Here is a 25,497-nt window from a genome sequence, read left to right as displayed (position 1 = left end):
ACTCTGTTCCCCTTATTTGCTCTGCAATGCTTGTTTTACAAAACCGTTTGCACCATTCAATTGCTCTAATGCTTCTTCATATTCGCATTGCAACAATATCATAATAATCGCTACTTTCACGTTACGATGCGCTCTGTCATAATACGATTCAGCTACGTCATGCTGTACACCTGTTGCCTCCATAATAATGCGTTTCGAGCGCTCGACTAACTTTTTATTTGTTGATTGAACATCAACCATTAAGTTCTTATACACCTTTCCAATTCCAATCATAGACGCTGTTGAAATCATATTTAACACTAACTTTTGAGCTGTTCCTGCTTTTAATCGTGTTGAGCCTGTTAAAACTTCTGCACCTGTTTCAACTTCCACACTTACATGGGCAAACTGACTCACTTTCGCATTCTTGTTACACGAAATACTCCCAGTACTTGCTCCAACGCTACTTGCATACTTTAATCCACCAATTACATACGGAGTTCTGCCACTTGCAGCAATTCCAATGACTGTATCATTTTCATTTACCCCTATTTTCTTTAAATCCTCTACTCCAAGTTCTTCGCTATCTTCGGCACCTTCCACAGCCTTGGTAAACGCTTTCATTTCACCTGCTATTAAACCTTGAACCATTTCTGGATTTGTACCAAAAGTAGGTGGACATTCAACAGCATCTAAAATCCCTAAACGGCCACTTGTCCCAGCTCCAATATATATAAGCCTTCCACCTTTTTGAAAAGAAGTAACTACAGACTGTACAAGCTTTTCGATTTGTACAATTTCCTTTGCAACTGCTGCTGCAACCGTAAAATCCTCTTCGTTCATCGTCTGTAAAATCTCTCGTATACTCATCTCGTCTAAATGCATCGTTTTGTTGTTTCTCTTCTCTGTCGATAAATGTTCTAGCACAGTATCACCTTCTTTACTATGATGTTACACCCTCATTATAACTCTATGAAATTTAAAATCAATTATTTATATTTATTTTATGAAATTAAATTTCAATTTATGACAAAAAAATGAGAATTTACTCATCTTTTCATTAGCATTTAGATTTACTTTAATTTTCGTAATCTGCTTGCCTCTTCACGTGTTTCAGTAAAATTCTCAAGTACTTGATGACCAATTTTATTAAAAGTTATAACATAAAGCGCATCAATGATATTTAATTGTGTCATTCTTGAAGCAATACTTGCAATGCGATGATCTTGCTCCACATCTGGCATGCATAATGTAATATCTGATTCTTTATATAGCGGAGATGACTGGTCTAATTTTGTAATTGCAATGACAGTAATCCCTTTCTTCTTTGCATATCGAACTATTTCCAATATATCTTTTGTTCGTCCAGAAGTAGAGATTGCAATAAATACATCCCCCTCTTCTAAATTTGCAACGAGTGGAAGCATCATGTGAAAGTCCGAAAGCATCATCGCTGTATAACCAAGGCGCGTAAATTTATATGCCCCATCCATAGCTGGTGCTGCCGATCCTCCTACACCGTAGAACAATATTTTTTTCGCCTTCAAAATAAAACTAACCGCTCTCTCTAATTCCTTCTTATCGATTGTTGTAACACTTGCTTCAATAGCTGCTTTATTCACATATGTAACTTTATTGAATAAATCAAAAGGTGTATCTGCTGCATTTGTAACAGAGAAATCGTTAATATTATAATCAGCAATTGTTAAATCTCGTACAAGTGCCAACTTAAATGCTTTAAAACTCCCGATACCGATTGTTTTACAAAACCGTACAACACTTGCTTCACTCACTCCTGCGTTCTTTGATACTTCCTTTGTTGTTAAGTTCGGTACCATTTCAGCGTTTTCCAGAATATATAACGCCACTTTTTTTTCTGTTTGCGAAAATTCCTCTATATTATTTTGTATTTTGGACAATATGGTAAGCCTCTTCAATCTGCTTTCTTCCTCTCTAATATGAACCCTCTTTCATTTTATTGTAGTCAATTTTCTTCTTATGTGACAATGAGAAAATGATATTTTAGTTATTCTATACGCTATATAAGTGTAAAAGGAGTTCAAATTGAACTCCTTTTACACAAAATACTTCTTCAACAGCGGCGGCGTTACAATTGTCGTTAAAATAACAACAATGACAATTGCTGTAAAGTTGTCAGGCGCAAGCATATTTGTCGCGAGACCATCCGCTGCGATAATTAAGGCCACTTCTCCCCTTGAAACCATACCAGCTCCAATACTAACGGAAGAGCGGAAGTCAAATCCTGTCAACCTCGCTCCAAGCCCCGATCCAATAAGCTTCGTCAATATCGCAATGATTGTTAAAATTACGATGAACCAAATTTGATCCCCAATTCCGTTAAACGTAATTTCCATTCCGATACTTACAAAGAAAATCGGTACAAAAATTGCATATGCAATCGGCTCAATTTTATGTTCGACAGAATGTTTATACTCCGTTTGTGAAATCGCAATTCCAGCTGCAAAAGCACCGATAATGCCCGCTATTCCCATTAGCTCTCCAAAATAAGCAAAGGTGAAGCAAATAATGAGCGCTGCGCTAATAAGTGACTCAGATACACGAAGCGGGACAAGTAACTTCATGATAAGCGGGACACCTTTCCAACCAACTAATATAATGGCTACAAAGAAAATGATTTTTTTCGCAATGACAAGCGTTACATTAATATCTTGTCCACCAAGAAAGCTTGTTACAAAAGCAAGTAAAATGACGACGATAATATCATCAAATACAGCTGCACCTAAAATCGTTGTACTTTCTCTCGTATTCATCTTTCCAAGATCGCGAAGTGTTTGAACGGAAATACTAACAGATGTTGCACAAAGAAGTAATCCTAAAAAGATGGCATGCGCCTGATTCATTCCAAATGCAAGGCCTGAGATATATCCACCGAGAAACGGAAAAATAATACCGCCAATCGCTACTGCAAACGACGAAGTAAGATTTCGATTTAACTCCTCTAAATCCGTTTCAAGCCCTGCCATAAACATAAGAAGTAATACCCCAATTTGGCTCAGCTCATCAATCAACTCTGAGCTCTCAATAATTCCAAAGACGGCAGGCCCCATAATAATACCGATAATTAATTTACCTAATACGGATGGTTGACCGAGCCGTACACTAATATCTCCAGCTAACTTCGTACAAAGTAATATCATCACAAATTGAAAATAAAATAACATCGCATCTTCTCCTACTTCAAAATACATCGATTTCTACCAATAGCTTTTGCTCAAATGCTTCGTTTTAACGTTTACATTTTTATCCATCATCTTAGAAAAATCGCATATAAAAGTAGGAAATTCAGCAAAATAAAAAAGCTCACCGATACAGTAAGCTTTTCTATTGCTACATATTTACTTATTTTCTTCCTTTTTCTTCTTACGTATTGCCAGTCCTTCAAATAAGAAGTTAATGGAAAGCGCTCCTGCACCTGCCAGTACAAATGTTACTAAGAAAAGAATCCAAAAGCTTTGATCTTTTAAATAATAATACCCAAATAAAAGGACGATACCGATCCATACGTATTCAAGAATATTTTTAATCGTTTTTTGTTTCAATTTATTCGCTCCCTTATCGTTTCTCCTATCCGTATTATAACATATCGCCTATTCGGCAAAAATAAATAGGCTTTTGTACAAAACAGGATAACCTCTTTATGACGTTTCGCATAAGATAAGGTAGATTTCATAAAAAATGAAAAACATTATTTACTAAGGAGGGGGAATGAATTTGTCAAATAGAAAACGAATAGGTTGTTTTGCCCCTCTTGGGATGAACTGTTATCCACCATCCCCCCCTCTCTTTCCTCCACCAAAACCTATTGAAACAGAACTCATTACAAATGAATTTTGTGGGAACTTTCTTGTGACAGATCAACCACTTCCTTCGCGAGAAACGCTAGAATTATGGCAGCGTGATGAAACAAGTCTTATTACAGGAACAGTCTCGATCTATAATAGTTCCAATAGTACACATCCTGTCTCCATTCAAATTATTGACAAAATCGCGCATCAGTTCATCGTATTTCCTGGTAATACAACTTCATTTACAGGAAATGCACTACAATCCATATCTATTATCGATATTCCCAATGATTCTCCTCTTTATATTGAAGGAAAATATTGCTGCCAATTCACATATTGCCGTAAAAAAATGAATTGTATGTAACAACATGTTCATAAATTCATAAAAAAGATAGTATACCCACAGGGTATACTATCTTTTTTATGAAATCGGGTAACGCAACGTAATACAAAATTCTCCTTGATGCTCACCCACTCCAGCTGTTGTAATTTCAATGTCTGTAAACCGGCGTACTGTAAATGCCGCGCTACTTCCCGGTGAAATCGTAAGCGTTTCAACAGGTGTTGTACCAACTAAGAACTCAACTGTAATATCACCTACACCGACATCATACTTTACATACCCTGAAGCAACAATCTCCTGCGTAACGTTATTCGTGTATACAACAACCGCACCTGTACCATCAATTGACCAATCTAAACATACTTTATCTTGTACAATCGTTTTATTTGAACAACAAGAAAGCCCTGAATAATTCGAACCCATTTCCCCTCTCTCCTCTCTTTATGAAACCGGATAGCGCGATGTGATACAAAATTCTCCTTGATATACGCCTGGAGTTGCTAAAGGCAAAATTACTTGAATCGTATTAAACTGACGATACGTAAATCCTAAGCTTGATCCTGGGCTTAATGTTTGTGTATCGATGATAGTAGCAGTAGAGTCTAACACTTGTACTGTTATATCAGTTGGACCAACGTCGTATTTAATAAATCCTGTGCCAACTACAGTTTGATTAATGTTATTTGTATAAAGGATAACCGTTACATCTGCCGCCACAACTGTACCAGACCAAGGACTACATACTTTATCTTGTACAAACGTCTTATCCGGACAACAACTAAGTACTGTCGAAGTACATTCACATGACATAGTTCTTCCCCCTTTTTTGCAAAGCTTGTTCTGTATATGTGTATGATATAACGACTATTTTGTTTGTACCGTTGTCCTATTTTGAAAGGGTGACAAAAAAAATCCTGTATCAAAGATGATTGAACACCTATCGATACAGGATTTTTTTTACTTTTCCTTAATACATTTTGAAACATCATTGGTTTATACTTATCAAAAGCTTGTATTAACTCTTCTCCAAAGATTTTAATCGTTTCTTCCCAAGGGTGCCCTAAATATCCCCATTTAAAGTCTTTATGAAGGAAGAAATAGTAATCTCCATTCGGAAAAGGAGGGACTAACCACTCATCAAATTCATCTTTCGGAAAATCAAGAAATGGATTCACCCAGTAACAATCATGTTGCCAATTTAATGCATAAAAATACTCATCTTTTCCCGCAAGCTCTTTAAAAACAATTAAAGAATTATTCTCTAAATCACAGTAAAGTTCCTTCAATTCCTCTAACTCCCCAGACCAATCTAAATAAGGAGATACGTCATATATAACAAAAGGACTTGGGACTTCAAATGAAGGAAACGCAGATGTACTTGGAGTGAACTGGAACACAGTATATATTGTATTCCATATCGTTTCATATTCTTGTTCAGATAGCTCAATCCAGTTTTTCACTTCTTGCACCTCTTTATGTAAATGAAGGCAGTAAGAATATACTACCTTCATTGTAACTTGTTTTTTACTTGTAAACTCTTCTATTCTACTAACAATCCATGCTTACTTTGCAAATGAACCGGTGCCATTTTAATAATGCGCTGTAAAATAAACAAAATAACCGCAACATCATCTACTAAGCCAAGCAGTAAGAAAAAGTCAGGAATTAAATCAAACGGGAACATGACATATCCACATAAGAATAAAATAGATAATCCCTTTTTCTTTAACTCCACATCGCTTGATGTAAAGAAGTCATATAGAAATGGGATAAACTTTCGAACTTTAAAAATTAAGCGCATTCTGCCCCATAATTTTCGCATGCTCATTCTCCTCTCTATCTTTATGCATACAAAAAGGACCTTTACTAGAGATGGTAAAGATCCTTAAAAAGGTAGAAAGGGGCCTTTACCGCATCTGGTAAAGGTCTCACTAACAACAAACTGTTGCCAATAAAGCCGAGGGGTTGTCCCTGTAATGACGACTTTATTGTTAAAGTTACTCCCCTTTATGTGCACAATTTATAAAGTCATCTTAAAATGTTTGTCATGAAATGTCAATTCCTTTATATTACCAAATTAATAGAATTAATAGTTTCTTTTTCAGATTAAGAGAGGAGTTGTAACTGGAGAGAATGCTCATCAGGATCATAAAGGAATAATGCTGTTTCTCTTTCTACATACCCCACTTTATAATAATCAAGTTTCTTCTTAACTTTTTCAATTTCAGCGCTGGAAAGCTTTACTTTTATGTCTCTTTTTTTTCTCATTTTATTCACAACACAGCAAAGGCGCACTTGTCCAACATCATACCAAACGCCTGGTACATGTAGCTGCGGGCGCTGTTTACTTGGCTGAAATCCTAAAATTCCTTCGTAAAAATACAATGTTTCCTTTAAATTGCTTATATGCAAATTAATTTCCTCCACGCCGCTCATCTCCCTTTCTTTCTTATTAGTTTTTCTATATGAGTCATAAAGAACGATTATGTTCGAATACAATACATTGTGCCGTTATTTTATCCCGCTTAAGGGAGGTTATGAATAGTGGATAAATATGTGAAATCTTATACGCCATTTCACGGCCCAAATGATCCTTGCTCGCCAATCGGAAAGAAATATTATTTCACTCCGCCTCATTTATATATCGGATTTCAACCACCAAACTTACCACAATTTTCACCGAAAGAAGCGCTTCAAAAGGGGACACTATGGCCGGCTTTTTATGATTATTACGAAAATCCGTATAAGAAAGGGCGGTGAAGTATCCCGTGACCGCGCAGTTACCGAAAGAATTTTATGACTTAATCGAAGAATTGCAACAGCTTGATTTCGTTTTAGTAGAACTCACCCTCTATTTAGATACTCACCCTGATGATGTTGCTTCTATTAAACAATTCAATGATTTCTCGTATAAACGCCGCTTACTAAAGCAAAAAATTGAAGAAAAGTACGGCCCTCTGCAGCAATATGGAAACAGTTATTCAAACGCTCCGTGGGAATGGAGTAAAGGTCCTTGGCCATGGCAAATTTAAAGGAGACGACATATGTGGATTTATGAGAAGAAATTGCAATACCCTGTAAAAGTCAGCACGTGTAATCCAACGCTGGCAAAATATTTAGTGGAACAATACGGCGGGGCCGATGGTGAATTAGCTGCAGCACTCCGCTATTTAAATCAGCGCTATACCATTCCTGATAAAGTCGTTGGCCTTCTAACTGACATCGGAACGGAAGAATTTGCCCATCTTGAAATGATTGCGACGATGATTTACAAATTAACGAAAGACGCCTCGCCCGAACAAATGAAAGAAGCTGGACTTGATGCGCACTACGCTGCTCATGATAGTGCTCTTTTCTATCACAACTCTTCTGGCGCACCATTCACCGCTACATACATACAAGCAAAAGGAGATCCAATTGCAGATTTATATGAAGATATTGCTGCTGAAGAAAAAGCACGCGCAACCTATCAGTGGATTATTGATCTCTCTGATGACCCCGATTTAAACGATGGCTTACGCTTCTTGCGAGAGCGAGAAATTATTCATTCGCAACGGTTCCGCGAAGCTGTTGAAATTTTAAAGGACGAACGTGACCGCAAAATTTATTTTTAACATACGTATGCACATATGGAGTTACCCATATGTGCATACGTATTATTGATACGTTTGTATAAATAATGGGCCTTCTCCTCCCCACTCTCCATAACATACTTCACTTAATTTCACCTTTTGTCTTTTTAGTTCCTTCTGTAACCATACTTCATTTAAACCACTTTCCTGTAAATTATGTACGATAATCTGCCCATCACTAATAAGAAGCCTCGGCAGGAATGTTGGCTTCCCTTTTATATTCAAATCTTCCCTCGTTGGCGTTTCTACATTTTCTTGCTTCATCACACTCACTGAACCATCATTTTCTAATACAGCAAACTTTACCTCTTGCAGTGAAAACACATTTTTAGCGCGAAGAAGTTGCTGAAATTGATCTACATCTAAATGATTTTTCTTCATCTCTTTCCAATTTAACTTCCCGTTTGCTACTAAAATAGATGGCTTTCCTTCTAAAACAATCCTTGCTTTCCGCCACTTTTGTGTACATATTTCCGTTACGAAAATAAAAGTTCCCCATGCAACCAATGCAAATGCAACTCTTCCTAAATGTGTCTCCTCATCATACACCGCATCCCCTAATAAATTTCCTAACACAAGTGCAGAAATAAAATCAAACGGTGTAATTTGACTAATTTGCGTTTTACCTAAAATTTTCACAAGAACAAATAACATGATATAGCCAAAAAACAATTCAATAAAAATTTCAACATAATCCATAAGCTGAAATCACCTTTCTTTATTTCCTCACATTACCATTAGTATCCCAACCTCTTTCAAATACATGCAGATAGCATAATTATTAAAGTTAGCGTATTATTCTATATTTTTTTAAAAATTTCTAGTTGATTTCTAATCATCAGACCTTTAAAATAAAAACAGTTACTCGACATATTATCTGAATTTTCGACAAAAAGTTAACTAGAGAGGATTTTTTCATATATGCGCACAACTTTAAAGCCATCGCAAATTTTATCGATTAGCTTACTGTTATTTGCCATTTTCTTTGGCGCCGGCAACATGATTTTCCCGCCTCTTCTTGGACTCTCTTCTGGAGAGAACATGTGGGTTTCAATTTCCGGTTTCGTCGTAACAGACGTTGGCTTATCATTACTAGCAATCGTAGCGGTTGCACTAGCTGGAGGAAACTTTACAAACCTTGCAAACCGCGTTCATCCAAAGTTCGCAGCAATACTAACAATGATTATTTATCTTTCAATCGGACCACTTTTCGTTATTCCACGAACAGGATCGGTTTCGTATGAAATCGGAATTGCACCACTCTTCCAAGAGCAGTGGTATTTAATGCCATTATTTACATTTCTCTTCTTTACACTCGTATATTTCTTATCGTTAAACCCATCCAAATTAGTTGATCACATTGGGAAAATTTTAACACCAATTTTACTTGGAATTATTGCAATTATGGCAACGAAAGCGATTATGTCGCCAGCGACGTACATGGCTCCAGTAGGTGATTACGAGAGCATTCCATTTTTCAAAGGATTCCTAGAAGGCTTTTTAACGTTAGATGCGATTGGTGCACTCGTTTTATCTGTACTTGTTGTAGATGCAATTCGTCAAAATGGAGTTACAGAAAAGAAAGCGATGGCAAAATATACAATTATATGTGGAAGTATTGCCGCGTTATTTTTAACAATCGTTTATTTCTTACTTGGTTATATTGGTGCATCAAATGGCCACCTCGGTCAATTTGAAAATGGTGGACAACTTCTTGCAACAGTTATGTATCAATTCTTCGGAACAAACGGAAACATTTTATTAAGTATCGCGATTATTGCTGCTTGTTTAACAACAGCGATTGGTGTTGTAAGTGCCTTCGCGAACTACTTCTCAAGCATATTAACAAACGTTTCATACAAAACGCTTGTGTTCGCCGTTTGTGCGTTTAGCTTTATCGTTTCAAACTTAGGACTGAGCTTATTAATTACAATCACATTACCTGTATTAATCATTCTATATCCAATTGTGATTATTTTAATTTTCGTCTCGTTTATCGACACAGTTCAAAAACAAAAGCCATCTGTATACGTTGGCGCAATGGTTGCTGCCTTTATCGTAAGTACGATTCATGCTTTTGATAACTTAAACATGATGCCATCTGCAATTACTTCAATTGCAAGTACTATCCCATTTTACGATTTAGGAATTGGTTGGATTGTTCCTGCCATCATCGGCGGATTTGTCGGTTACTTTATTCCACAAACACGCGTAGAAGGAGAAACTTCTACGAAATAGCAAAAAGCACTCGTTTCGTTTTGAACGAGTGCTTTTTTATCTCTTACACATCAAACTTCACAACATAGTTTTGTAAATTTGTATTATAAAAGGCCTCTGAATACTCAATAAGATTTCCATGATCATCGTACGAATAGCGTAACCTTTTCAAAAGATGTTCTTCTTTTACCTGTAGTTTTTCACAAATATAAGATGGTGGTACTTCTACTGCAAACTCATCTTGGAAATGAGAAAATTGAACGCCTTGCTTTGCTAACAGTTCGTATAGTGACGCTTCATACGTTTCGGAAATGAGAGGAAGCGTATATTGATCCGAAATATAATGTGAAAAATAAATGTAAGGCTCCTCATTTAAATAGTACATTCTAGAAATTTTATAACAACTTTTCCCGATAATACGAGGAACATGACAGTCCCCTGTAACGTGTATTTTCTCTACTTTCACATCACCTTTACGAACTGTATGCCCTTCTTTCATTAATACTTGCGTAAAGCTTTGTCCTTTTGACAACTTCGTAAATTGCTTATTGTTAATCACCTTTGTTCCTTTTCCACTATGCTTTTCCACATATCCTTCTTTCACTAACTGACTAACTGCATTACGAATTGTGATCTTACTTACTTCGAATTCCTTTTCAAGTTGTGGCTCTGGTGGCAAATTTTCTCCTAACGAATACGTTTTGTCTAAAATACGTGTACGTAAAATCTCCACTATTTGTAGATAAATTGGTCCTTTTCGTCTCGATAGTTTCATGAACTCTACCTTTCTATCACTGAGGATACGCCCTTTACTATTTTTTGTATTTCAGCTATTTGTGCAATTGGAGAGTCACCGTATGTCGTATGTGCATACACACTTGCAGCAGTAGCAAAGTTAACGATTTCTTGCCGCTTCATACATGATAGAACACCGTGCAATACCCCTGTTGCAAACGCGTCACCGCTACCAATTCGTTCATAGACAAGAAAGCCGTGTTCTCCCGAATATGTAACTTCGCCATTTGCAACGATGTACCCTTTCAGTTTGCGCTCCCCTATATGTTCTTCCTTACGAATTGTTCCTGCCATTACATGTATATTATATACTTTTGCAACTTTTGGAAGTAAGTCTTCAATTTGTCTTTCTCGAGTTGTTTCAGTTGTTTTCATTCCTAATATATACATCGCATCTTTTTCCGACATAAAACAAATATCAGCTAACTGTAACATCATTTCATACCACGGCTTCGCTTGCTCGTAGCTCTCCCATAATTTTGGACGGTAGTTACAATCAAAACAGACTTGAATCCCTCTATTTTTCGCCTCCGTCGCTAGTCTCACAACCGTTTCTCGTAAATTTTCCGTGAGCGCTAAGCTAATACCACAGAAATGAATAACATCTGTATCTTCTAAAAAAGTATCATACTCATATTCCAGGGTAGAAGATAACGCAAATACACTTTCTTTCCGGTTTGTATACGTTACTTGAGACGGACGAATCCCAAAACCTTTTTCTAAAAAATACATTCCTATGTACTCTCCGCCTCGTATGACAAAGTCTGTATTTATTCCAAGGGAGCGTAGCTGTGCTAGCGCTGCATCACCAATACTATTTGCTGGTAATTTAGATACTAGTTTTGTCTTGTATCCAAATTGTGAGAGACCGCTTAACACATTCACACCTGTTCCTGAAAATAAATATTTCAATGTATTTTCTTGATGTAGCTTTTTATATTCTGGAACTTCTAATCGCATCATCACTTCTCCAAATGCTGCGATTGTTTTATCCATAGCTTTCTACCATATCTTTTGTAATTGCTAATAAAGTTCTCACATCCTCCACATTCGTTTCACCAGTTTCTTTATTTACAATCGAAGAGTATACATGTGGAATTATTTTCTGTACCCCTGCTTGCAAGGCAACTTTTAAAATTTCTCCGTAATTCATTAAATCAATTCCACCGGTAGGCTCTAAATACAGTTCCTCTTTTGCACACGCTTCTGCAACGATTTTAAATTCCTCGATATGTGCAAGGCCCTTCATTGGAAAATACTTAATTGAGCTCCCACCCATATCTTTAATCATTGTAATTGCCGTTTCTATAGGAATGATACCCGCCTTCCTTTGACTACTTAACGGCCCAGTTGATATTTTTACATAGCCTACTTTCCCAGATGGTGATACAAGACAATTCACTAATGTTTCATCGTTCTCAAGCAGAGCTCTCGTATGTCCAACTCCTGTAAATACTTGATTCACATGCTTTGGTTTATAATGACGACAAATATTTGCGACCATTTTCCATTGATTCGGGTCTCCCGCACCTAAACCGACAGATACTGCATTCTCAATTGCTAGTTCATAATTCCGTAAATCAGCAACAGCTTCTGCTACCGTTTCATAGTTTTTAGACAATACACCAACTAACACATACCCCTCAGCTGCTTCATAGATTGCTTTTGCATTTTCTACACTGTTTGCAAGAACATTGATACATACACGATTTTTATAAAATTTAGCTTGTAACATCAATGCGTCATCCCCCTACTATTTGTTGTAGTTTCGAAACTATGATTTCCATGTCTCCGCTACGCAACGGGCGCGGATCAATCTCAAAATAACCAACGTTTGCATAATAATCTCGTGTATAAATCGCGATCTCTCCCGCTTTCAACTTCTCGACCACTTGCAGGGCCGTTTGCTTTGTTTGTAACGAATCAATTTGTACACGCCCTCTATAGATTGGCCTCCCCCCTTCATCTTGTACAATTGACACTCTTACTCCATCTATTTCATTTAATACACGTAGCGCTGCGACACACTTTTGTTGGTCTTCTGCCGTATCCTCATCCTCTTTATAATTTTCAAGAGCTTGTAACAGCCCAAAGATTGCTTCTTTTCCAATCTTCATCGCCCTTCCGATTCCCTTCATATGCGGATACAGATAGGAAACATACTGTTCTTTTCCGGCTACTATACCTGATGTTGGCCCTTCTAACGCTTTGGAACCACTATAAATGACTAAATCAGCTACTTTCGCATATTTCGTTACATTCTCTTCTGCAGCAGCATCAATAATAAGGGGAATATGATGCGCCTCACATATTTCCTTTACTTGCTGGGCTGACAACATATTCTTTTGTACACAATGGTGAGATTTCACATATAATACCGCTGCCGTTTTTGGCGTAATTGCTCCCTTGAATTGTTCTAAACTACAGCCATTACTGTAACCAGCTTCTTTTAAAGAACCACCACCAAGCTTCACCATCGTTTCCACAGGTGCACCGTAATCAACATTATGACCTTTCTGAATCAAAATTTCATTTGGAAGTTCCTCACGATAGTCATACAGTTTCTCCGCGATATACGAATTTCCTTTACTAATCACACCAGCAACTGATAACGCAATACCACTTGAAGCAGAGTTGACAGCCATTGCTGCCTCTGTTCCTAACCTTTCTGCAATACGTGCTCCTGCTTTCTCCGTTAATTCTTTCATTTCAACGTAATGCTCCCCGCCTAATTTCATAGCTTCTATAACAGATTCATGCAATGTTGATACCCCTAATATACTCATCCGCCCACTCGCATTAATGACTTTACGTAACCCAAGTTCTTCAAAGTTCAATATATTCCCCTCCTAATACGACCGCTTTTGGAGAAATCTTTTGATGATATGTGACTGTTTCTCCATGCGAATCAGTCAGTAATACTTCATCCTGCTCTACTGTAAATAACGTTAAATCTGCTGTTGCCCCTCTTTCTAAACGCCCTAGTTTCTCTTTCCGTAGCAACTTTGCAGGTGTCTCCGTTACAGCCTGAATAATGGTTTCTAAGTCGTATCCTAAATACAGAAATTTCGTTAATGTTGTCGCCATGTTATAAACAGGACCGTTCTCTTTATTTCTGTTATATATATCTGTGCTAATTGTGTGAAATGGAATGCCTCTTTCTTTTGCTTGTTTTGCAATTGCAAAGGAAAAGCTTGCTGTACCATGACCAATATCAAAGGAAACCCCTGCCTGTAAACACTCTTGAATTGGTTCATAGGAACAAGAAAATATATGATTATTTGATTTTCCATGAAAGCAATGCGTAACAATATCTCCCTGTTCTAAATAAGGCAAAACTTCCTCAATTGTAGGAGGAGCACTCCCAATATGAACCATGATTGGGAGATCTAGCTCCTTTCCATATTTCTTCGCAATACGTAATGGCTGAATACCGTTTTCTCCAACAACACTGGCACTCATTCTTACTTTCAAGCCAGCAATAAAGTCAGGATACGCACAGTATGCTCTTTGAATAGAAGAAAATTGTAAATCTTCTATTCTACTAAGCTCATCAATTCGCGCTAAGCCAACTTTAGAAATATTCATAAATGAAAAGATGCGAGTTTTATACTGCTTCGCTAACTCATAAAACTCACCAATTGTATCGCTCCCACTGCTACCAGCATCAACAACTGTTGTAACCCCCGTTTTATAGCCGATTTCATCTGGATAAGCGCAGTACGGCGAAAACTTCGGAAACGCATGTGTATGCATATCAATCCATCCACTCGATACATATATCTTTCCCTTTAAATCAAGTGACATAGTAGCCTGCTTCTTCACAGTATCGCTAATCAGTTCAATTTCATCATTCGTTACAAAAATATGCTTCACTTCTCCATTTACAAGCTTTGCATTTTGTAAAAGAAGGCTCATTCCAAATCCCCAGCCTTTTTTTTCAACAAATGTCTATCCCTTGTGATTGCTAGCTTATGCTTCATGTTTTTGCATCTCCTTTAGCCGTTGTAACAATGCCATACTCGTAAATCTATATTTAGCAGACAAACATGTCGCACTTAAGATTGTTGGCACGATAATGACAAATGGTGACTGTATTCCAGTTACAATGACTATACAAATTGAACAAGCAATACATACGATAGATAAAAGCAGCAACGTTAATAATGATCTCTGCTTTATCCACTCAAATCGGTGTGCCATCCACTGCCCTAAAACAAATGTAATTAAGACGATAATGACTCCGAGCATCCTTTTTTCTCCTCTCCTACTAGTTGTTGTTTTTCATACACTTTAAAGAATGGATAATAAATGATAAATGAGATGGTAAAATTAATGAGCACTAACACACCTGCCATAATTGTCCAATCTGTACTCACTACTGCTGCAATTGGTGAAATCATCGTAAATGGCAACTTTACCATCATCATCGGGATTAACCCTGAAACAACTGCAAAATAAGATAACGTTGTCGTTACTAACGGTGCAATAACAAATGGGATTACTAAAATGGGATTCATCACAATCGGTGCTCCAAAAATAATTGGTTCATTAATGTTAAACAGCCCCGGTATAAAAGATAACTTGCCAAGCTCTTTTAAAAACTTTGATTTCGAGAACATAAACATCACAACTAATGCCAACGTTGAACCAGAACCACCAATCCAAACAAACCATTGGATAAATTGCTCAGTAAATAAATTTGGTAGCTCATACGCGTTCCTTGTTTCTGTAAATACTTCCATATTTTCAAGAATAGCTGCATCCCACATCGGACGGATAATCGGTCCTAAAATAGCTGGACCATGAATACCAAATGACCAGAAAAAGACAATTAAAAATACTGTTACTAGTCCTCCAAGAAGACTATTTCCAACTAACAAAGATTTCAGCGGAGTAATCAAATACGTAATCGTTGTATTAATATCAAAATTCAGTCCATAGCGAATGCCCCAAAATAATAAAATAATAACTAGTGTTGGAACTAATGCCGCAAATGAATTCGATACAGCCGGTGGAACGCTGTCTGGAAGTTTAATTGAAATATTGCGCTTAATCATAAAATGATAAATTTCAACCGCAATTAAGGATGTCACAATTGCTCCAAACAACGACGTTGCACTTAATTGTCCGATTGAAATATATCTACCAGCATCAATGACGCCATCAACGGACTCCATCACTTGAATGGGCTGAACGGAAGCTAATAAGAAAGCCAAAACAGAAAGTAAACCCGCACTCAATTGATTTAATTGATAAAAACTAGCAAGTGATGCCCCAACGCCAAAAGCCGCATATAAAGCCATTAACCCTACGGTAAACCGAAATGGAATCTCTAAAATGTGTCGATGCGGTTCAATCCATTCCATATAAGCCTCAATTGGTAAGTTTAAAAACAGCACAAAGAATGAACCAACAATTGTTAAAGGTAATGTTGAAATCACTCCATTTCGAATTGCCAACAAATGCCTTTGTCCTGCAATTTTTTGTGCCACTGGCATTACTTTTTGTTCCATAAACCCCATAAAGCGATTCATTTATAACCCTCCCTTTTTATAACTACAAAAAGATAATAAGGATATAACATTATAATGTTTATGAGTACAAAAATTGTTCTTTACTGACATGTCATTTCGATTATTTATTATTGTGGATAACATTAAGTTTCGCGGAAATGAATGCGCTTTCCTTCTTCACGTGTAAATAATTCCTTTTGAATTTTATTTTCAAATAAACCTTCTTCATTTCACTACAAATGTATGTACATATTTTCTTATGTATACGTAAACGATACAAAAGAATTTATAACGTGCTCTGTTAATTATATTCCTTTACAAAAAAATCCATTTTGACTAAAAAACAAAGGATTTTCTCCAAAAAAGTAAATTTTTTTAACGCTTTGTAAATTTAGTGTAAATTTTTATCGAAAATTATTTACAAGAACTCAACTTTTATTTAATAATTACAACCGTACATGAAATTTTTTAAGGAGTGGACTGCGTGGAATTCAATGTTCAAGAAATGGTCTTTCAGTTCTTAGGTGGACTAGGGATTTTCTTATTCGGTATTAAGTACATGGGCGACGGCTTACAACAAGCAGCTGGTGATCGTCTACGTGATATTCTTGATCGCTTTACAACAAATCCTTTTATGGGTGTATTAGCGGGTGTTTTAGTTACTGCATTAATTCAATCAAGTTCAGGAACAACTGCTTTAACAGTAGGTCTTGTAAGTGCTGGATTTATGACACTACGACAAGCAATTGGTGTTATTATGGGTGCTAACATCGGGACAACTGTTACAGCATTTATCATCGGAATTGATCTTGGAGAATATGCGTTACCAATTATTGCATTAGGTGCAGTATTGTTATTCTTCTTTAAAAATAAAAAGGTGCAATCTCTTGGGCAAGTTGTCTTTGGGTTTGGTGCTTTATTCTTCGGTTTAGAATTAATGAGTGCTGGAATGAAGCCATTACGTACGTTAGAATCATTCCAAGAACTAACATTAAGTATGAGTGATAACCCTATTTTAGGTGTTATCGTTGGTACAGTATTTACATTAATCGTACAAAGTTCTAGTGCTACTATCGGAATTTTACAAGAACTGTTTGGCCAAGGAGCAATGGATTTACAAGCTGCCCTGCCAGTATTATTCGGTGACAACATCGGAACAACAATTACAGCTGTATTAGCAGCAATTGGTACTTCTATTGCAGCAAGACGTGCTGCTTTAGTACATGTTATGTTTAACATTATCGGAACGGTTATCTTTACGATTTTAATTGTTCCATTTACAAGTTTAATTAGTTACTTCCAAGAAACGTTGAATTTAACACCTGAAATGACAATCGCATTTGCACATGGAACATTCAACATAACAAATACAATTATTCAGTTCCCATTCATCGCTGTATTAGCATGGATTGTAACGAAAATTATTCGTGGTGAAGATTCAGTTATTGACTTCAAACCACAACATTTAAACCCAATCTTTGTTGAACAATCTCCAGTAATCGCATTAACAGAAGCACAAAAAGAAGTTGTGCGTATGGCTGAGTTCTCATTACAAGGATTAAAAGAAGCAAATGAATTCTTAAATACAAAGCAAAAGAAACATGCTGATATGGCTGTTCAATTAGAAGCAGCAATCAACAATTTAGATAGAAAAATCACAGAGTATTTAGTAACAATTTCTGCAAAACCACTATCACCTCATGATTCAGAAAAGCACTCTGCACTAGCAGATGTTGTTGGTGATATTGAGCGTATTGGTGATCATGTAGAAAACTTAGTAGAATTAGTGGACTTCCAAATTTCAAATCGTGTTACAATGTCTGATGTTGCAATGGAAGAATTAAATGAAATGCTTGCATTAACAATTTCAACATTAAACGATGCAATTGGTGCCTTATCAGAATTTGATAGTGACCTTGCAAAAACGGTTATATCTAAAGAGCGTGAAATCGACCAAATGGAACGTGTATTACGTAAACGTCACGTAATGCGTCTAAACGAGCGCAGCTGTACTGGTGATGCAAGTATCGTCTTCATCGATATGGTAAGTAACTTAGAGCGTATCGGAGACCATGCGGTAAACATCGCAGAAGCTGTATTAGGTGAGAAAGCAAGCGGACAAGCAACACGTTCACTTTCATAATGGAAGAGAGATGGCAAATGCCATCTCTTTTTTTATGTAAAAATGTAAATGATTTGTAATATCCTTTTCTGTAACAAAGAATTATAATTAAGTGATATGTCTGTATTGTTACTATAAATAAAAGGGGTATATAGAATGGATCGAATAACATTTAAAAATGAGAATAACAAAAAAAAGAAATATAAAAAACTGAAAATTCTCGCTATCATTCTTACATTTTTCTTACTTTTCGGAGGTAGCTACGCTCTATTTTTAGTAAATAAAGCTTCCTCAGCAGTTAAAAACGCCTCTCACAATCTATCTCGCGGTGAGAAATCAAAATTAAGGGAAACAGCAGTAAAACCGCTTACTCATAACGTTTCCATTTTAATTATGGGAATTGATGAAAATGAAGGACGCCAAGAGGAATATAACGGAGCCTTTCATCCTGATGCCCTATTACTTGCAACATTTAATAACGATGATAAAACAGTGAAATTAGTTAGTATTCCACGAGATACATATACATATTTACCGATAAAAAAGAGAAATGACAAAATTACACACTCCTATGCATACGGTGCTGTAAAAAATGGAGATGATGGTGGCCCAGCTGCTACAATTGATGCAGTTGAACGTTTATTTAATGTCCCTGTTGATTACTTTGTTACATTTAACTTCAAATCTTTCATGACGATTGTTGATAATTTAGGTGGGATCGAAGTAGATGTACCTGTTAGCTTCACAGAGCAAGACAGCAACGATAAGCCAGATGCAATTCGTATTAAAAAAGGACTACAAGAACTAAACGGTGAAGAGGCATTAGCACTTGCTAGAACTAGAAAAATTGATAGCGATTTCATGCGTGGTCAACGTCAACAACTTGTTATCGAAGCTATGATTAAAGAACTAACAAGCATGAATTCTGTCACAAAATTAGGAACGATCATTGATGACATTAACGGTGACTTCAAAACAAACTTATCATTTGATGACATGCTTTCATTTTATAAATATGGCATGGGTGCTTCAATGGAGAAATTACAAATTACTGGTGAGGACTGCTATATGGGAACAGGAGATAAAAAGTGCATGCCTCCTGAAATCCATCGCACATATTATTATATGCCACACGAAGATAGCGTAGAGGACATAACTGAAGAATTACGTAGTCACCTCGATCTTCCGGTTAACAAATCTACAATAGAGGAAGATGAAAACGAGAATGAGGAAGAACAAAAAAACAAAGCCGTTGAACGTTAAACGGCTTTGTTTTTTATATCAATGTAACATATCTATCCATATTTTTATCGACGTGGCTACAATTAGTAGTGCTAATATCCATCTCAGTAAACTTTGACTCATCTTTTTCCCTACCCGTGCTCCAAGAGGTGAAGCAAGTATACTTGCAAGTGCAACGATGATAGAAGGACCAAATAGCACTTGCCCTGCTGTCACCTTCCCAATGGTAATTCCAATCGATGAAATAAATGTAACTGTTAATGACGTTGCAATGGTCACTCGAACTGGGAGCTTTAAAACAACAAGCATAATTGGAACAAGTAAGAATGCACCGCCTGCTCCTACAATTCCAGAAGCGAATCCAACGATAAACGCGAGTACACTTGCTACCCATTTGTTATAGGTGAGCTCTTTCGTTAGCGTCTCTTTCTTTGGCACAAACATCATAATTGCTGCAATTGTAGCAATTACTCCGTACACAGCATTTACTTCATTTTCATTTAACAATGTAGAACTTAAACTCCCTGCAAAGCTTCCACTTAAAATGCTAACGCCCATATATAACACAAGTATTTTCTCAATGTATCCACTCTTCCTATATGCCCACACTCCAGCAAGCGTTGCAAAAAACACTTGCACAGCTGTAATCCCGCTTACTTCATGAGCTGTATAGCTCGCAAACCCAAAAAGTGCTGGTATATAAAGAATCATTGGATAGTTAATAATCGCTCCGCCAATTCCAACCATCCCTGAAATGAACGATCCGATAAAACCAATGATAAATAAAAGGATGATAAAGCTAAAACTCATATATGCTGCACCTCTCCAAAAAAGAGTAATCCCCCAACTTAAAACATGGGGGGATACCTATTAAATAAATAAATTTACATTTCCTTCAGAAGCATCAGCTAAATACGCTGCGACACCAGCAAAATCTACGCCCTCCATAATCTCTTCTTCTTTTAATCCAAGTAAATCCACTGTCATTTGGCATGCAACAAGCTTTACATCTTGTTCTTTTGCCATCTCGATTAAATCTGGCAGTGGCATCGCATTATGCTCTTTCATAATGTGTTTAATCATTTTCGGTCCCATTCCCGCAAAGTTCATGTTTGAGAGACCCATTTTATCCGCACCGCGCGGCATCATCTTTCCAAACATTTTTTCTAAAAAGTTTTTCTTCACTGGTACATGCTCATCTTTACGAAGTGCATTTAATCCCCAAAATGTGTGAAAAATCGTTACTTCGTGATCATACGCAGCCGCACCGTTCGCTATAATATAAGCCGCCATCGCTTTATCATAATCTCCGCTAAATAAGACAATTGTTGTTTTCTTCTTTTGTTCCATGTTGAATCCTCCTGTTTACTCATACGTGTATGGGTATATAAACTCGTGTGAAAAACGCTACTCTGTTTCACCTTTCCAAGCTAACATACCACCATTCATATTGATGGCTTTATAACCGTGCTCTTCTAAAAACTGAGTCGCTTTTGCACTTCTCCCGCCCGAACGACAAATGATAATGTACTCTTTTTCTTTATCTAACTCATGTATACGAAATTGTAATAATCCAAGCGGAATATTCATTACCCCAGGGATTTTCCCTTCCGCTACTTCTTTCACTTCACGAACATCAATCATATTTACCGGTTCACCATGTAACAATTTTTGTTCTAATTGTTTTACTTCCATCTCTCTCATCTTCCTATCCCCTCCTTAATTCCACATATTCATGCCGCCAGATACATTTGTAATCTTTGTAAACCTTAATTTCTTAAGTACTTTTGCTGCTTGTTTACTTCTCATTCCACTTTGGCAAATAACAATGACTTCTTTATTTTTATCTAACGTATTTGCTTTTTGCCCAAGTTCATGTAACGGGATGTTCTGAAATCCTCGAATGTGATTGTCACGAAACTCACCGGGCGTTCGCACATCAACAAACTGTGCACTCTTTTGTTCCATCATCGTTTTCAATTGTTTTGTACTTATATTTCTTACGCCTTTCACTGGTAAAAAGCGCGAAGCGAAAAATAAAACGATTAGTGCAATGATTACAATATTGAAGATTTCACTCACTTCTTATACCTCCATCCGCATCTTTGAAAAAAGGCCTGTTCTATCATTCATAGACCAGGCCTATATATGTTTTATGCCTTTTGAATCCAAAACTGTAATACACCATTTTCCTCTCTGTTCTGCAATACTTCATGACCACCTGTTTTTGCCCATGCCGGAATATCTTTTAGCGCACCTTTATCTGTTAAATGCACTTCTAACACTTCTCCTGACTGTAAAGCATCCATCGCTTTTTTCGTTTTTACAATCGGCATTGGACATGCTAATCCTTTTACATCTAATACTTGTTTCACGTTCATTTTTGTACCCTCCAGGTTGTTTGTATTTTTTCTATAAGACTCTCACTAAGTGAAGTTTCACTTTATTAATCATGAACTGCACAGCGGTTTGGACCAATTTCCATTTCGCGTTGTTCCTCTTCGTTCGGAACGATCTTCCCCATGTTCACTTGACGAATTTCTTCATATGCATTTGGCTGAGGTGGTAAGTTTTCCGTTACGACTTTGCGGAACTGTGCTTCATCCTCAATATTTAACCCTGCGTTTTCTTTAAATAATTGCTTTAATGTTGCACGAACTGCACCGTGTTCATCTAACTCACTCACTTTTGAATAATGAGCTGGCAAAACTGTTAACGTTTTTGATAAATCTTTATAACGGCTATATAACGTACCTCGTAAATCACTTACCCAATCTTCCGCTTTCCCAGCAAGGTCTGGGCGACCGATGGAATCAACAAATAAAATGTCTCCTGATAGAAGATACGTATCATCAACAACAAATGACGTACTTCCAATTGTGTGCCCTGGTGAATAAATGGCTTGCATTTCAATTTTTGTTGTTCCAACTGTAATGACTGTTCCATCGACAAGTGGTTCATACGTAAACACCACTTCCTCTGCATCTTTTGGTGGTAACCAATACGTTCCGTTTGTTTTTTCTGCTAGCTTACGACCACCTGAAATATGATCAGCATGTAAATGCGTATCTAACACATTTGTAATCGTAACGCCTTGTTCTTTCGCAAATTGTTCATATACTTCTGTTGTACGCACTGCATCAATAACAGCTGCTTCCCCATTTGATACAACCATGTAAGATAAACAACCTTTTCCAACGCGGTTAAACTGATACATGCTGCCGCCATCTTGTAACTGTCCTACAAAAATTGGCTTCACATATTCACTCCACGCTTTCATCCCACCTACTAAATAAGTAACATGTTTGGTGCCCGCTTCTTTCAACTGCTCAGCAACAAAGATAGATGAACCTTCTTTTGCACAAACAACAACAATTTCTTTATCTTTAGGAAGCTCATCAATAATATCTTCCACACCTTCTAATAAATCAAAGTACGGCTTATTAAAGGATGAAACATCCTTTCCTTCAATTTTCCAATCGTTATAATCTGCTTCGTTACGAACATCTAAAATAAACAATTCTCCAAATAAAGCTTTCTCTGCGATTTCTTTCGCTTGTAATCCTACAACGTTCATTTACCTTACCCCCTACGGTATATCTCATCGTAAAATTTTTTAATTCTTTTCAATAGCACCTTTCCATTCAGACATGCCCGGTAATACATTTTTCACATGAGAAAAACCATGTTTTTCTAGTGATTGACATGCTAAATCACTACGGCTACCAGTGCGACAAATAACATAAATGGATTTCATTTGATCTAGCTCACCATATCGTTCTTCTAATTCACCTAACGGAATCGAAACTGCTGATGGTATATGACCAAAAATAAATTCTGCTGGCTCACGTACATCTAACAATATATAATTTTCACCTGACGCTAATGCTACTTTTAACTCTTCATTTGTCACTATATATGGATATGAAATTGCTTCTTTTACTTCAACCTCACTCGCTTTTCGGACGTAATGCTTAAATACATTGTCTTCTTCTTTTGAACCTAAATATTGATGACCAACATTTTTAGCCCAGCTTTGAATATCAGCTAATGATCCTTTATCTGTTGCTTCCACTTCCACTACTTGCCCAGCTTGTAATGCGTCGATTGCCTTTTTCGTGCGAACAATTGGCATTGGACATGCTAACCCTTTACAATCTAAAGTCAAATCTACTTTTATTGTCATCTTTCTTCCCCCTCACTTAACATACTTATACCTGTATGGGTATATTAACTTTGTTTTTAAAATCTGTCAATACATATGATTGACAGATTATCTACTCTTCACAAGTAACTGTACCGCTTCTTTAATCACATCTTCATTGGACATATCGCCCTTTTCGAACTGTTCGCGAAGACAGTGCTCTAAATTCGTCCCAACAATTAAACCAATTGTACGATCAAGCGCTGAGCGTGATGCAGTTAACTGCGTAATTACTTCTTTACAGTCTTTTCCCTCTTCCATCATACGAAGCACACCACGAACTTGACCTTCTATACGTTTTAAACGGTTTTTCATATCTTGATTATATTCCAATATACGTTCACCTCCGTATACTTCTTTTTTAAAACAATATTTATTTAATTATAATTGAATGTTTTCTTTCACTTACACCTTTATATTATACCCCTTGTGGTATTCTGTAAACCCTCTGTTTTTCAATTTGGCTTCGGACATTCGCCGTTACGTACAGCTTAAATCTATCATCTACAGCAATCTTATTACCCGTAAAAACAGATTACCTATACCCATACATGTATATACGGAACGTAAAAAAGAGAAGAGAATTATTTTACTCCCCTCTTTTACGGCGTTCTTAAATTTGAAGCAATACCCTATTGGGCAATCGTAGTATTTTGTTTCGCATCAATATCATGTGACTCTTCTTTCCCATCTGCGACTTTGCTTTCCACCTTCTCCATCGCATTTTGTAATCCCATTAACACTAAATTAGCCGCAATAACAGTAAGCGAAAAGAAAACAATCGGAACGAGCGCAATCCACGGATGAATGAAAATCATACTGAACTTATCACCAATCAATCCAGACCATTCAAATGATAACGTCTTTGGCGGTTCTTGCTGCGGACTATAATCGATAACCGTCCCGCCAAAGAACATCTTTAGTACGCCAAGATGTGCCAGCACAAGAAGCACTTTATTAAATTGCTGCACAAGTAAAATAAGCAGTGACGGAAGAAGATACGGAAAAATATGTTTCCGTACAAGATGTAACTTCGATCCGCCTAGAACAGAAGCTGCTTCCACAAATTCTTTCGTAAATAATTTCTTCACCTCATTGACTACATAAAATGCTGTCGTCGGAACCGCCAAAATTGTAAGAATGAACATTTCAAATAAAGCACGCTGGTAAAATGGTTGCTGAAACCCTTTCATCGGCATCGTTAATACATTTATTAATAAGAAATAAGCAATAATCGTAAGTGGAACAATTGTAAAGCTATCAAAAAACGATTCAAGCTTACTGCTCCATCGTTTCAAAAATGTACCAATGCCCACACCAACTACAACAGCACATACAACTTGCTTGATTGCAATGCACGCTGATAAACCAATTGTAAACTTTGCCCCTTGCACAATAACGTGAAGTAAATCGTATCCTGCCTCGTCTGTACCAAGTAAAAACTGAAAAGATGGCGGAAAAGGCGGCGCTCCTACTACTTCCCCGTCTTGATACATAATTGGAACTTGCCGAATCTTTCCGTCGTTAAACAACGTATTGCCAATACTCGCTGCAAGTAATACGAAAATAAACGAAAAGCCAATTAGAAATGTCTTCTCCTTTATTACATATTTTATCATC

General features: G+C 36.8%; 32 protein-coding genes and 1 pseudogene. 7 read left to right on the top strand and 26 right to left on the bottom strand.

Annotated elements, in window-relative coordinates:
* Positions 1-12: 12 nt before the first annotated feature.
* The 4 genes from murQ to BAMA_RS12210 all read right to left on the bottom strand — a co-directional run bounded on the left by murQ (position 13) and on the right by BAMA_RS12210 (position 3,560).
* Positions 13-906, bottom strand: a complete 894-nt coding sequence (murQ, locus tag BAMA_RS12225; RefSeq protein ID WP_034639392.1) for an N-acetylmuramic acid 6-phosphate etherase — start codon at positions 904-906, stop codon at positions 13-15.
* A 146-nt stretch (positions 907-1,052) separates the two neighbouring features.
* Complete coding sequence (locus BAMA_RS12220; RefSeq protein WP_034639390.1) at positions 1,053-1,916, bottom strand: MurR/RpiR family transcriptional regulator; 864 nt, start codon at positions 1,914-1,916, stop codon at positions 1,053-1,055.
* Positions 1,917-2,054: 138 nt separating this feature from the next.
* On the bottom strand, positions 2,055-3,182 hold the full coding sequence (locus tag BAMA_RS12215; protein ID WP_084157985.1) for a cation:proton antiporter: 1,128 nt from the start codon (positions 3,180-3,182) through the stop codon (positions 2,055-2,057).
* A gap of 174 nt (positions 3,183-3,356) precedes the next feature.
* Positions 3,357-3,560: a hypothetical protein gene (locus BAMA_RS12210; RefSeq protein WP_034639383.1), complete on the bottom strand. Its 204-nt coding sequence runs from the start codon at positions 3,558-3,560 to the stop codon at positions 3,357-3,359.
* A 172-nt stretch (positions 3,561-3,732) separates the two neighbouring features.
* Here BAMA_RS12210 and BAMA_RS12205 point away from each other — a divergent pair, with 172 nt between their 5' ends.
* Positions 3,733-4,170 (top strand): DUF3992 domain-containing protein, encoded by a 438-nt coding sequence (locus BAMA_RS12205; RefSeq protein WP_034639567.1) that lies wholly within the window; start codon positions 3,733-3,735, stop codon positions 4,168-4,170.
* A gap of 57 nt (positions 4,171-4,227) precedes the next feature.
* Here the strand turns inward: BAMA_RS12205 and BAMA_RS12200 are convergent, their stop codons facing one another.
* The 5 genes and pseudogenes from BAMA_RS12200 to BAMA_RS12180 form a co-directional block, all read right to left on the bottom strand.
* On the bottom strand, positions 4,228-4,572 hold the full coding sequence (locus tag BAMA_RS12200; protein WP_034639380.1) for a DUF3992 domain-containing protein: 345 nt from the start codon (positions 4,570-4,572) through the stop codon (positions 4,228-4,230).
* A gap of 18 nt (positions 4,573-4,590) precedes the next feature.
* Positions 4,591-4,959, bottom strand: coding sequence for a DUF3992 domain-containing protein (locus BAMA_RS12195; RefSeq protein WP_034639377.1), 369 nt, complete (start codon positions 4,957-4,959; stop codon positions 4,591-4,593).
* A 152-nt stretch (positions 4,960-5,111) separates the two neighbouring features.
* Positions 5,112-5,609, bottom strand: a pseudogene (locus BAMA_RS12190) (DUF2716 domain-containing protein); the annotation flags it as partial.
* An 80-nt stretch (positions 5,610-5,689) separates the two neighbouring features.
* Positions 5,690-5,971 carry a YkvA family protein gene (locus tag BAMA_RS12185; protein ID WP_034639374.1) on the bottom strand — a complete coding sequence of 94 codons (282 nt, stop codon included), beginning with the start codon at positions 5,969-5,971 and terminating at the stop codon, positions 5,690-5,692.
* A 284-nt stretch (positions 5,972-6,255) separates the two neighbouring features.
* Positions 6,256-6,576 carry a VOC family protein gene (locus tag BAMA_RS12180; protein ID WP_415782896.1) on the bottom strand — a complete coding sequence of 107 codons (321 nt, stop codon included), beginning with the start codon at positions 6,574-6,576 and terminating at the stop codon, positions 6,256-6,258.
* Between the two features lie 117 nt (positions 6,577-6,693).
* On the opposite strand from BAMA_RS12180, the gene BAMA_RS12175 reads away from it, so the two are divergent.
* Genes BAMA_RS12175 through BAMA_RS12165 form a run of 3 tightly spaced genes read left to right on the top strand, consistent with a single transcriptional unit; the run spans position 6,694 to position 7,763 of the window.
* Positions 6,694-6,909, top strand: a complete 216-nt coding sequence (locus BAMA_RS12175) for a spore coat associated protein CotJA (protein ID WP_034639371.1) — start codon at positions 6,694-6,696, stop codon at positions 6,907-6,909.
* A gap of 8 nt (positions 6,910-6,917) precedes the next feature.
* Positions 6,918-7,181, top strand: a complete 264-nt coding sequence (locus BAMA_RS12170; protein WP_034639369.1) for a spore coat protein CotJB — start codon at positions 6,918-6,920, stop codon at positions 7,179-7,181.
* A 12-nt stretch (positions 7,182-7,193) separates the two neighbouring features.
* Positions 7,194-7,763: a manganese catalase family protein gene (locus BAMA_RS12165; protein ID WP_034639367.1), complete on the top strand. Its 570-nt coding sequence runs from the start codon at positions 7,194-7,196 to the stop codon at positions 7,761-7,763.
* A 42-nt stretch (positions 7,764-7,805) separates the two neighbouring features.
* On the opposite strand, the gene BAMA_RS12160 is transcribed toward BAMA_RS12165, so the two are convergent.
* On the bottom strand, positions 7,806-8,480 hold the full coding sequence (locus tag BAMA_RS12160) for a DUF421 domain-containing protein (protein WP_034639364.1): 675 nt from the start codon (positions 8,478-8,480) through the stop codon (positions 7,806-7,808).
* Between the two features lie 222 nt (positions 8,481-8,702).
* Between BAMA_RS12160 and brnQ2 the strand changes: the two genes are divergently transcribed.
* Positions 8,703-10,019 carry a branched-chain amino acid transport system II carrier protein BrnQ2 gene (gene brnQ2, locus BAMA_RS12155; RefSeq protein WP_034639361.1) on the top strand — a complete coding sequence of 439 codons (1,317 nt, stop codon included), beginning with the start codon at positions 8,703-8,705 and terminating at the stop codon, positions 10,017-10,019.
* Positions 10,020-10,062: 43 nt separating this feature from the next.
* On the opposite strand, the gene BAMA_RS12150 is transcribed toward brnQ2, so the two are convergent.
* The 7 genes from BAMA_RS12150 to BAMA_RS12120 are packed head-to-tail and all read right to left on the bottom strand — an operon-like array spanning position 10,063 to position 16,330.
* Positions 10,063-10,773, bottom strand: coding sequence for a GntR family transcriptional regulator (locus BAMA_RS12150; protein ID WP_034639359.1), 711 nt, complete (start codon positions 10,771-10,773; stop codon positions 10,063-10,065).
* Between the two features lie 5 nt (positions 10,774-10,778).
* On the bottom strand, positions 10,779-11,789 hold the full coding sequence (locus tag BAMA_RS12145; protein ID WP_034639357.1) for a sugar kinase: 1,011 nt from the start codon (positions 11,787-11,789) through the stop codon (positions 10,779-10,781).
* Positions 11,782-12,528: a 2-dehydro-3-deoxy-phosphogluconate aldolase gene (dagF, locus tag BAMA_RS12140; RefSeq protein WP_034639355.1), complete on the bottom strand. Its 747-nt coding sequence runs from the start codon at positions 12,526-12,528 to the stop codon at positions 11,782-11,784. The genes BAMA_RS12145 and dagF overlap by 8 nt, the downstream gene beginning before the upstream one ends.
* A 7-nt stretch (positions 12,529-12,535) precedes the next feature.
* Positions 12,536-13,630, bottom strand: a complete 1,095-nt coding sequence (locus BAMA_RS12135) for a DgaE family pyridoxal phosphate-dependent ammonia lyase (RefSeq protein WP_034639354.1) — start codon at positions 13,628-13,630, stop codon at positions 12,536-12,538.
* Positions 13,620-14,711 carry an amidohydrolase/deacetylase family metallohydrolase gene (locus BAMA_RS12130; protein WP_034639351.1) on the bottom strand — a complete coding sequence of 364 codons (1,092 nt, stop codon included), beginning with the start codon at positions 14,709-14,711 and terminating at the stop codon, positions 13,620-13,622. Before BAMA_RS12130 ends, BAMA_RS12135 begins: the two co-directional genes overlap by 11 nt.
* 54 nt (positions 14,712-14,765) lie before the next feature.
* Positions 14,766-15,044, bottom strand: a complete 279-nt coding sequence (locus tag BAMA_RS12125) for a hypothetical protein (protein WP_034639349.1) — start codon at positions 15,042-15,044, stop codon at positions 14,766-14,768.
* On the bottom strand, positions 15,020-16,330 hold the full coding sequence (locus BAMA_RS12120) for a PTS sugar transporter subunit IIC (protein WP_034639347.1): 1,311 nt from the start codon (positions 16,328-16,330) through the stop codon (positions 15,020-15,022). Before BAMA_RS12120 ends, BAMA_RS12125 begins: the two co-directional genes overlap by 25 nt.
* Positions 16,331-16,793: 463 nt before the next feature.
* Here BAMA_RS12120 and BAMA_RS12115 point away from each other — a divergent pair, with 463 nt between their 5' ends.
* Both BAMA_RS12115 and BAMA_RS12110 read left to right on the top strand, forming a co-directional pair.
* Entirely contained in the window at positions 16,794-18,452 is a 1,659-nt protein-coding gene (locus BAMA_RS12115) for a Na/Pi cotransporter family protein (protein WP_034639344.1), read from the top strand.
* Between the two features lie 135 nt (positions 18,453-18,587).
* Entirely contained in the window at positions 18,588-19,694 is a 1,107-nt protein-coding gene (locus BAMA_RS12110; RefSeq protein ID WP_034639342.1) for an LCP family protein, read from the top strand.
* A gap of 18 nt (positions 19,695-19,712) precedes the next feature.
* On the opposite strand, the gene BAMA_RS12105 is transcribed toward BAMA_RS12110, so the two are convergent.
* The 9 genes from BAMA_RS12105 to BAMA_RS12065 all read right to left on the bottom strand — a co-directional run bounded on the left by BAMA_RS12105 (position 19,713) and on the right by BAMA_RS12065 (position 25,496).
* Positions 19,713-20,483: a sulfite exporter TauE/SafE family protein gene (locus BAMA_RS12105; RefSeq protein ID WP_034639341.1), complete on the bottom strand. Its 771-nt coding sequence runs from the start codon at positions 20,481-20,483 to the stop codon at positions 19,713-19,715.
* 60 nt (positions 20,484-20,543) lie between these two features.
* Entirely contained in the window at positions 20,544-21,023 is a 480-nt protein-coding gene (locus tag BAMA_RS12100) for a DsrE/DsrF/DrsH-like family protein (protein WP_034639339.1), read from the bottom strand.
* Positions 21,024-21,080: 57 nt separating this feature from the next.
* Positions 21,081-21,377, bottom strand: coding sequence for a rhodanese-like domain-containing protein (locus BAMA_RS12095; RefSeq protein ID WP_034639338.1), 297 nt, complete (start codon positions 21,375-21,377; stop codon positions 21,081-21,083).
* Between the two features lie 15 nt (positions 21,378-21,392).
* A complete protein-coding gene (locus BAMA_RS12090; protein ID WP_034639336.1) occupies positions 21,393-21,755 on the bottom strand; it encodes a rhodanese-like domain-containing protein in 363 nt (120 codons plus the stop codon).
* Between the two features lie 71 nt (positions 21,756-21,826).
* Positions 21,827-22,054: a sulfurtransferase TusA family protein gene (locus tag BAMA_RS12085; protein ID WP_034639332.1), complete on the bottom strand. Its 228-nt coding sequence runs from the start codon at positions 22,052-22,054 to the stop codon at positions 21,827-21,829.
* Positions 22,055-22,119: 65 nt separating this feature from the next.
* Positions 22,120-23,250, bottom strand: a complete 1,131-nt coding sequence (locus BAMA_RS12080) for an MBL fold metallo-hydrolase (RefSeq protein ID WP_034639330.1) — start codon at positions 23,248-23,250, stop codon at positions 22,120-22,122.
* A 39-nt stretch (positions 23,251-23,289) separates the two neighbouring features.
* On the bottom strand, positions 23,290-23,859 hold the full coding sequence (locus BAMA_RS12075) for a sulfurtransferase TusA family protein (protein ID WP_034639329.1): 570 nt from the start codon (positions 23,857-23,859) through the stop codon (positions 23,290-23,292).
* Positions 23,860-23,946: 87 nt separating this feature from the next.
* Positions 23,947-24,210: a metal-sensitive transcriptional regulator gene (locus tag BAMA_RS12070; protein ID WP_034639326.1), complete on the bottom strand. Its 264-nt coding sequence runs from the start codon at positions 24,208-24,210 to the stop codon at positions 23,947-23,949.
* 299 nt (positions 24,211-24,509) lie between these two features.
* On the bottom strand, positions 24,510-25,496 hold the full coding sequence (locus BAMA_RS12065; protein ID WP_034639324.1) for an ABC transporter permease subunit: 987 nt from the start codon (positions 25,494-25,496) through the stop codon (positions 24,510-24,512).
* Position 25,497: the final 1 nt, after the last annotated feature.

Source organism: Bacillus manliponensis (genome assembly GCF_000712595.1).
In the GTDB taxonomy this organism is placed as follows: Bacteria; Bacillota; Bacilli; order Bacillales; family Bacillaceae_G; genus Bacillus_A; species Bacillus_A manliponensis.
The sequence above is the reverse complement of the archived record's forward strand: the minus strand, read 5'-3'. Positions and strand labels throughout refer to the sequence as shown.